This window comes from Streptomyces sp. NPDC055815, from assembly GCF_053616475.1.
The window spans coordinates 1-8,812 of the sequence record NZ_JBSHDU010000108.1 but is presented as its reverse complement, the minus strand read 5'-3'; the positions used below and the strand labels follow the sequence as shown (position 1 = coordinate 8,812).

The window sequence follows — 8,812 nt, the reverse complement described above, 5'->3', positions numbered from 1 at the left end:
GGGGGGTTGGGGGCGGGGGGGGGTGTGTGGGGGGGGGGGTCCGGGGGTTTCCGGGGGGGGGTGGTGGGGCGCCCCCCCCCAACGGGGGGGGCGCCCCCGCTCCGCTCAGGGCTGTTCGAGCAGCTCAGTGCTGCTCGGGCAGCCAGCCCAGCTGCACCAGCGGCGTCCCGCGCTTGCGCGAGACGAACGTGCCCCGGCCCGGAGGCATCGGGCGCGCCCGGACGCTGCCGAGGATGTCGCCCTCCTGCGGATCGCCGGAGAGGATCACGCCCTGCGCGCCCAGCTCCCGCATCCGCTGCATGAACGGCTCGTACATCGCCCGGGAGGCACCCGCCTGGCTGCGCGCCACGATGAACCGGATGCCGACGTCCCGCGCGAACGGCAGGTTCTCCACCAGGACCGCCAGCGGGTTCCCCGAGTTGGTGGCCACCAGCTCGAAGTCGTCGACCAGGACGAACAGTTGCGGACCGGACCACCAGCTGCGGTCGCGCAGCTGCTGCGGCGTGATGTCGGGCTTCGGCGCCCGCTTCGTCATCACGGTGTTCACCGCGTCCATGTGCATCTGCATGGCCGAGGCCATCGGCGCGTACTCCAGGAGGTGCGAGGGCGCCACGGCCTCCAGCATCGTCCGCCGGTAGTCGCCCACCACGATCCGCGCCTGCTCCGGCGAGTACCGCTCGCACAGCTGCTTGGCGATCAGCCGCAGCAGCGCCGTCTTGCCGGACTCGCTCTCGCCGAAGATCAGGAAGAACGGATCCGACTCGAAGTCGACGAACACCGGCTCCAGGTTCGTCTCGTCGATGCCGATCGCGATGCCGTGCTGCGGGTACTCGAAGCCCTTCGGCAGCTGCTCCGCCGGCAGCTTGCGCGGCAGCAGCCGCACCGCCGGCGCCGGGGCCCCCGTCCAGCTCGCCTTCACGGCCTGGACGAACGCCGCCGTGCCGTCCGCCAGATCGGCCGAGGAGCTCGACCCGTCGATCCGCGGCAGCGCCCCCATGAAGTGCAGCTTCTCCGGCACCTGGCCGCGGCCCGGGACACCGGTCGGCACGTTCGCCGCGACCTTCCGGTCGAACTCGGAGTCCATGACGTCACCGAGCCGCAGCTCCAGCCGGCCCAGCATCTGGTCCTTGAGCGCCGCCCGCACCTCCATGTACCGGGCGGCGGTGATCACCACGTGGATGCCGTAGCCCAGACCGCGCGCGGCGATGTCGGAGACGATCGGCTCCAGCATGTCGTAGTCGTTGCGGAAGCTGCCCCAGCCGTCCACGATCAGGAAGACGTCGCCCCAGGCCTCGCCCGGCAGTTCGCCCGCCGCCCGCTTGCGCCGGTAGGTCGCGATCGAGTCGATGGAGTGCGCGCGGAAGAACTCCTCCCGCCGGTTCAGCACGCCCATGACCTCCGCGACGGTCCGGCGCACCCGCTCGGGGTCGAGCCGGGACGCCACCCCGCCGACGTGCGGCAGATCGGCCAGCGACACCATGCCGCCACCGCCGAAGTCCAGGCAGTAGAACTGCACTTCGGCCGGCGTGTGGGTGAGCGCGAACGAGGAGACGAGCGTCCGCATGATCGTCGACTTGCCGGACTGCGGACCGCCGACCACCATCATGTGACCGGCCGCGCCCGAGAAGTCCCGGTACAGCACCTCGCGCCGCTGCTCGAACGGCTTGTCGATGAGTCCGAGCGGCACGGTCAGCGCGCCCTGACGGGTGTACTCCGTCGCCGTGAGCCCCCGGTCCGCGGTCTGCGCGAGCCCCGGAAGCAGCTGGTCGAGCGAGGGCGCCTGGTCGAGCGGCGGCAGCCACACCTGGTGCGCCGGCACCCCCTGGCCCTCCAGACGCCGCACGATCACGTCGAGGACGGTGTCCGCGAGCGCGTCGTCCTCGTCGCTGCGCTGCGCCGTCAGATAGGCCGGGTCCGGCGCCGCGTACACCACCGGCACCGGCGCCGCCGTGAACAGCGCGGGGCGCCGCTCCACGGGCATCTGCCCGATCTCCAGGCGCGGCCCGCCCGTCCGGTACGTCCCCGAGACGTACGCCGCCTTGAAGCGGGTCATCTCGTCCGTACCGAACTTCAGATAGCCCGAACCCGGCACCGACGGCAGGTGGTACGCGTCCGGCACGCCGATCGCCGTGCGCGACTCCGCCGCCGAGAAGGTCCGCAGACCGATCCGGTACGAGAGGTACGTGTCCAGGCCGCGCAGCTTGCCCTCCTCCAGGCGCTGCGAGGCGAGGAGCAGGTGCACACCCAGCGAACGGCCGATGCGGCCGATCTGGATGAACATGTCGATGAAGTCGGGCTTGGCGGTGAGGAGCTCGGAGAACTCGTCGATCACCAGGACCAGCGAGGCCAGCGGCTCCAGGGGAGCACCCGCCGCCCGCGCCTTCTCGTAGTCGTGGATGTTGGCGTAGTTGCCCGCCGAGCGCAGCAGCTCCTGCCGCCGCTGGAGCTCACCGCGGATCGCGTCGCCCATGCGGTCGACGAGCGTCAGGTCGTCGGCGAGGTTGGTGATGACCGCCGCCACGTGCGGCATCTGCGACATGCCCGCGAAGGTCGCGCCGCCCTTGAAGTCCGCGAGGACGAAGTTCAGCGTCTCCGAGGAGTGCGTCACCGCGAGACCGAGCACCAGCGTGCGCAGCAGCTCCGACTTTCCGGAACCCGTCGCGCCGACGCACAGACCGTGCGGGCCCATGCCCTCCTGCGCGGCCTCCTTCAGGTCCAGCATGACCGGCGCGCCGTCCTCGCCGACACCGATCGGCACCCGGAGCCGTTCGGCCACCGACCGGGGCCGCCAGGTCCGCGCCACGTCCACCGAGGCCGCGTCGCCCAGGTTCAGCAGATCCGTGAAGTCCAGGTTGGCGAGCAGCGGCTCGTCGTCGTCCCCGCCGCCCATCCGCAGCGGCGCCAGCTGCCGCGCCAGCGCCTCGGCCGCCGGCAGCGAGATGCCGTCCGGCAGCCCCTCGTACGCGAAACCGCCACCGGACTCCAGACGCAGCCGGCCCGGCCGTACCACCACCGAGAGGCCACCGCGCGGCTCGTCGAGCTCACCGGAGACGACCTCCACGATCGTCACGCCCTGGAGGCCCTCCGCGGCCGCCAGCATCGAGTCCGGCGGCACCAGACCACCGCGGGTGGAATCGGAGTCCAGGACCACCACCACGTGCGGCTGGTCGAGCACCGGCGGGCTCTCCCGGGAGAACCGGGTCCGCCCGTCCAGCTTCGAGCGGACCATGTTCTCCAGCTCGCCGAGGTCGTCGCCGAACAGCCGCTTCGTACCGGCCCCGTCGACCTGCCCCGGCACCTGGGTGTGCGGCAGCCACTTCGTCCAGTCCCAGCGCTCCTGCGCGGGCCGCGCCGCCACCACCGCGAGCATCAGGTCGTCGGGGGAGTGCAGCGTCACCAGCTGCGCCACGAGCGCCCGCGCCACCGCCTGCGCCGACTCCGGCTCGCCCGACACCGTCACGTGGTAGAACGCCCGCATCGAGACCGCCATCGGCAGCCCGTCCAAGGTGCCGTGCACGGCGAGGAACTGCTGCATCGCACCCGCGCACAGCGGCTCCAGCTCGTCCACCGGAGCCGTGTCCGGCGCCACGAGCGGCGTCGCCAGCTGCTGGGCGCCGAGGCCGATCCGCGCCTGCCCGAAGTCATGGTCGCCGACCCGTCGTTCCCACACCCGGGAACCCTCGGCCACCACCGACCACAGCTGTTCGGGGGAGGGGTGCAGATACAGCTGCGCGTCCCGCTGCTTGCGCGCCGTCCGCCGGACCGTACGCCGGGTCTGCGCGAGGTATTTGAGGTAGTCGCGGCGGACATCGGCCATTTGCCCCTGCGTACCGCGACGGAATCTGACGAACTGGGCGACGGCCATCGCGACCGTCGACGCCAGCATCAGCGTGCCCATGATCCGCATGATCGGCGACGGCGTCATGAAGAAGAACACGACGGAAGAACCCATGCCGAGCATCGGCAGGAGCTGCATCAACGCCGACTCCTGCTGTCCCCGCGGAAGTTCCGGCGGAGACTCCAGGACCAGTTCCTCACCGGGCACTTCCGGAGGAAGGGACCTCGGCGGGCGTTTGACGACGATCTGGCTCACCGGCGCATCAATCCCTCGTTGGAGGCGGGCTCGTGGCGGGAGCATCCGCACGCCACCCCTGTCGGCAGCCGAGTGCGCGGACTTCCCCCATGGGACGGCGATCCTACTTGCAGCCCCCACCGGCCGTCCCCGGTAGGGTGGCGCGCGCATCGTGCGCAACCGCGAATCAGATCGCGAGAGGCCGCGAATCCAGACGGGCGCAACCGCGAACCAGGGGGTCCACACACGTGAGTACGACCGCAACGACCGGCTTCTGCCGCGTCACCGTCGTGGCGCCGGACAGCCGCATCGACGTCGCGCTCCCCGAGGACATCGCCGTCGCCGACGTCTACCCGGAGATCCTGCGCCTCACCGGCCAGACCCAGGCGGCCGGCACCCCGACCGGCTACCACCTGGTCCGCCGCGACGGATCCGTCCTCGACGGCGCCCGCACGCTCTCCGCCCAGCAGGTCCTCGACGGAGAGGTGCTCTCCCTGCGCCCCTTCGCGCAGTCCCTGCCGCCGGCCGTCTACGACGACGTGTCCGACGCCGTCGCCTCCGCCGTCACCCGCGACCGGCACCTGTGGAGCGACGAGCTGCTGCGCGGCGCCGGACTCGTCGGCGGCGTACTGCTCCTCGTCCTCATGGGCTTCGTCCTCTGGTTCGCCGACCCGGTCCGCCACGACATGCACAGCCTCCCCGGGATCATCGCGGGCGCCGCCGGCCTCCTCCTCACCGCCTTCGCCGGCGTCCGCGCCCGCGTCTACGCGGACCGGGCCACCGCCGTCGCCCTCGGTCTCGGCGCCCTGCCGCTGCTCCTCATCGCCGGCTCCGGCATCGTCGCCGCCGACCCCGGCCACGGCCCCGGCCGCCTGCAGTTCCTGCTCGGCTGCGTCACCGTCCTCGTCGCCTCCGTGGCCCTCGTCGCGCTCACCCCCAGCGGTGACGCCCCCTTCGTGGCCGCCACCTTCCTCGCCGTCGTCGGCACCCTCGCCACCTTCCTGATGATCCTCACGGAGGCCACCGCCACCGAGGCGGCCGCCGCCTGCGCCCCCGTCGCCATCGGACTCGTCGCCTTCCTGCCCGGCCTCTCCGCCCGCTTCGCCCGCCTCCCCATCGGCTACGCCGCCCCGCGCAGCGCCGCCGACGACGAGTTCTCCGGCGAGCCGCAGCAGGGCGAGGAGGCGCAGCCCGTCGACGGCGAGCGCATCGCGCTCCAGGCCCGCCGCGGCCACGAGATGCTCCTCGGCCTGGTCGGCGGCTGCGCGGCCGTCGTCGTCGGCACCGCCGCCGTCCTCGGCTTCGCCGGGAACGTCTGGGGCCAGCTCCTCGCCCTCGCCGCCGGACTCGCGATGCTGCTGCGCGCCCGCCTCTTCCGCTACACCTCGCAGGTCGCCTGCGTCCTCGTCGCCGGCATCGCCGCCATCGCGCTGCTCGTCCTCGGCCTCTCCCTCAACCCGCCGGCCGACCTGGTCAAGGACCTCCTCATGTACGGGGACCGGGGCGGCCTCGACATCCGTACGATCTGGCTCACCGCCGCCGTCGCCGCGGGTGCCGCGCTGATCACCGCGATCGGCCTGATCATCCCGAAGAAGGGCCTCTCGCCCTTCTGGGGCCGGCTCCTCGACCTGGCCGAGGGCTTCGTCCTGCTCTCCCTCGTCCCGCTCGCCCTCGCCGTCCTCGACGTCTTCACCCGGGTGCGCTCCCTCACCAGCAAGTAGAAAAGGGACCCGGGGGCGCTCCGGCGAGCTGGTACGCTGTGTGACGGCCGTTTGTGTACGCGCTCCCGGAAAGCCCCGAGATCACTCGGAAGCCTCTGGAAGCTGCGCCCATCGGACCTTCGCCCGTGAAGTCACGGAAGCTTCCCCTGAGACCCAGACCAGGGGCACTCGCGGGCGCACGAACACCTAGAGGAGATCCGCGTGGCTCTCGACGCCGCTGTCAAGAAGCAGATCATGGCCGAGTTCGGCACCAAGGAGGGCGACACCGGCTCCCCCGAGGTCCAGGTCGCGATGCTGTCCCGTCGCATCTCGGACCTGACCGAGCACCTCAAGCAGCACAAGCACGACCACCACTCCCGCCGTGGTCTGCTGATCCTGGTCGGCCAGCGCCGCCGCCTGCTGCAGTACCTGGCGAAGAAGGACATCCAGCGCTTCCGTACGCTGGTCGACCGCCTCGGCATCCGTCGCGGTGCGGCCGGCGGCGCCAAGTAAGGACGCCGTGAAGGGAGCGGTTCCCACTTTCAGGGGGCCGCTCCCTTTGCTGTACGTGCACAAAGTGCGCATCGGCACTTAGTCTGGTCGCACAACCCCATACGACGAGCGTGAAGCCGCCGGCCAGCCGCCGGTCCTCGGTAGTGGCCCCCGGAAACGAATGCCCGGGTGCTTCGATCGAAGACCGGCCCGCACCCTAGGCGAGCTTCTCCGCCCCGTCGGACACCGTCCCCGGCCACACGGGCCGAAGGACGCAAAGACGAACACGTAGGAGAAACCCATAGTGGAGAACGAGACCCACTACGCCGAGGCCGTCATCGACAACGGCGCCTTCGGTACCCGCACGATCCGCTTCGAGACCGGCCGTCTGGCCAAGCAGGCCGCCGGCTCCGCCGTCGCCTACCTGGACGACGACACGATGGTCCTCTCCGCGACCACCGCCTCGAAGCGCCCCAAGGACCAGCTCGACTTCTTCCCCCTGACGGTGGACGTCGAGGAGCGGATGTACGCGGCCGGCAAGATCCCCGGCTCCTTCTTCCGCCGTGAGGGCCGTCCCTCCGAGGACGCCGTCCTCACCTGTCGTCTGATCGACCGCCCGCTGCGCCCCTCCTTCAAGAAGGGCCTGCGCAACGAGATCCAGATCGTCGAGACGATCATGGCGCTCAACCCCGACCACCTGTACGACGTGGTCGCGATCAACGCCGCCTCCTGCTCCACGCAGCTGGCAGGCCTGCCCTTCTCCGGCCCGATCGGCGGCACCCGTGTCGCCCTGATCAAGGGCCAGTGGGTCGCGTTCCCGACGCACACCGAGCTCGAGGACGCCGTCTTCGACATGGTCGTCGCCGGTCGCGTCCTGGAGGACGGCGACGTCGCGATCATGATGGTCGAGGCCGAGGCCACCGAGAAGACCATCCAGCTGGTCAAGGGCGGCGCCGAGGCGCCGACCGAGGAGGTCGTCGCCGCCGGTCTCGAGGCCGCGAAGCCCTTCATCAAGGTCCTCTGCAAGGCCCAGTCGGACCTCGCCGCCAAGGCCGCCAAGCCCACCGGCGAGTTCCCGGTCTACCTCGACTACCAGGACGACGTCCTGGAGGCGCTCTCCGCCGCCGTCAAGGACGAGCTCGCCCAGGCGCTCACCATCGCCGGCAAGCAGGAGCGCGAGACCGAGCTCGACCGCATCAAGGAGCTCGCCGCCGAGAAGCTCCTCCCGGCCTTCGAAGGCCGCGAGAAGGAGATCTCGGGCGCCTACCGCGCGCTGACCAAGAAGCTGGTCCGCGAGCGGATCATCAAGGACAAGGTCCGCATCGACGGCCGCGGCATCACGGACATCCGTACGCTCGCCGCCGAGGTCGAGGCCATCCCGCGCGTGCACGGCTCCGCCCTGTTCGAGCGTGGCGAGACCCAGATCCTGGGCGTCACCACCCTCAACATGCTCCGCATGGAGCAGCAGCTGGACACCCTCTCCCCGGTGACCCGCAAGCGCTACATGCACAACTACAACTTCCCGCCGTACTCCGTCGGCGAGACCGGCCGCGTGGGCTCGCCCAAGCGCCGCGAGATCGGCCACGGCGCCCTCGCCGAGCGCGCCCTCGTGCCGGTCCTCCCGACCCGCGAGGAGTTCCCCTACGCGATCCGCCAGGTGTCCGAGGCCCTCGGCTCCAACGGTTCGACGTCCATGGGCTCGGTCTGCGCCTCCACCATGTCGCTGCTGAACGCCGGTGTGCCGCTGAAGGCCCCCGTCGCCGGCATCGCCATGGGTCTGATCTCCGAGGAGATCGACGGCCAGACGCACTACGTCGCCCTCACCGACATCCTCGGTGCGGAGGACGCCTTCGGCGACATGGACTTCAAGGTCGCCGGTACGAAGGAGTTCGTCACCGCCCTCCAGCTCGACACCAAGCTGGACGGCATCCCGGCCTCCGTCCTGGCCGCGGCCCTCAAGCAGGCCCGCGACGCCCGCCTCCACATCCTCGACGTGATGATGGAAGCGATCGACACGCCGGACGAGATGTCCCCGAACGCCCCGCGGATCATCACCGTCAAGATCCCCGTGGACAAGATCGGTGAGGTCATCGGCCCCAAGGGCAAGATGATCAACCAGATCCAGGAGGACACCGGCGCCGAGATCACGATCGAGGACGACGGCACCATCTACATCGGTGCCGCCGACGGCCCGGCCGCCGAGGCCGCCCGCGCCACGATCAACGGCATCGCCAACCCGACCATGCCGGAGGTCGGCGAGCGCTACCTGGGTACGGTCGTCAAGACCACCACCTTCGGTGCCTTCGTCTCCCTGCTCCCGGGCAAGGACGGCCTGCTGCACATCTCGCAGATCCGCAAGCTCGCCGGTGGCAAGCGCGTGGAGAACGTCGAGGACGTGCTCGCGATCGGCTCCAAGGTCCAGGTCGAGATCGCCGAGATCGACCAGCGCGGCAAGCTCTCCCTGATCCCCGTGATCGCGGACGAGGACGCTGCCGAGGGCGACAAGGACGACGCTGCCAAGTGACGTCCCGTAGTTCCCGCGCGACGG

General features: G+C 70.9%; 4 protein-coding genes. 3 read left to right on the top strand and 1 reads right to left on the bottom strand.

Annotated elements, in window-relative coordinates; genetic code table 11:
- Positions 1 to 124: 124 nt before the first annotated feature.
- The gene (eccCa, locus tag ACWGN5_RS38360; RefSeq protein WP_453523046.1) at positions 125 to 4,093 is read right to left on the bottom strand and encodes a type VII secretion protein EccCa; all 3,969 of its coding nucleotides are present in this window, start codon (positions 4,091 to 4,093) and stop codon (positions 125 to 127) included.
- A gap of 227 nt (positions 4,094 to 4,320) precedes the next feature.
- Here eccCa and eccD point away from each other — a divergent pair, with 227 nt between their 5' ends.
- The 3 genes from eccD (at position 4,321) to ACWGN5_RS38345 (ending at position 8,788) form a co-directional block, all read left to right on the top strand.
- A complete protein-coding gene (eccD, locus tag ACWGN5_RS38355) occupies positions 4,321 to 5,793 on the top strand; it encodes a type VII secretion integral membrane protein EccD (protein ID WP_453523045.1) in 1,473 nt (490 codons plus the stop codon).
- A gap of 201 nt (positions 5,794 to 5,994) precedes the next feature.
- Positions 5,995 to 6,285, top strand: coding sequence for a 30S ribosomal protein S15 (gene rpsO / locus ACWGN5_RS38350; RefSeq protein ID WP_015036567.1), 291 nt, complete (start codon positions 5,995 to 5,997; stop codon positions 6,283 to 6,285).
- A gap of 283 nt (positions 6,286 to 6,568) precedes the next feature.
- Complete coding sequence (locus ACWGN5_RS38345) at positions 6,569 to 8,788, top strand: polyribonucleotide nucleotidyltransferase (RefSeq protein WP_453523044.1); 2,220 nt, start codon at positions 6,569 to 6,571, stop codon at positions 8,786 to 8,788.
- Positions 8,789 to 8,812: the final 24 nt, after the last annotated feature.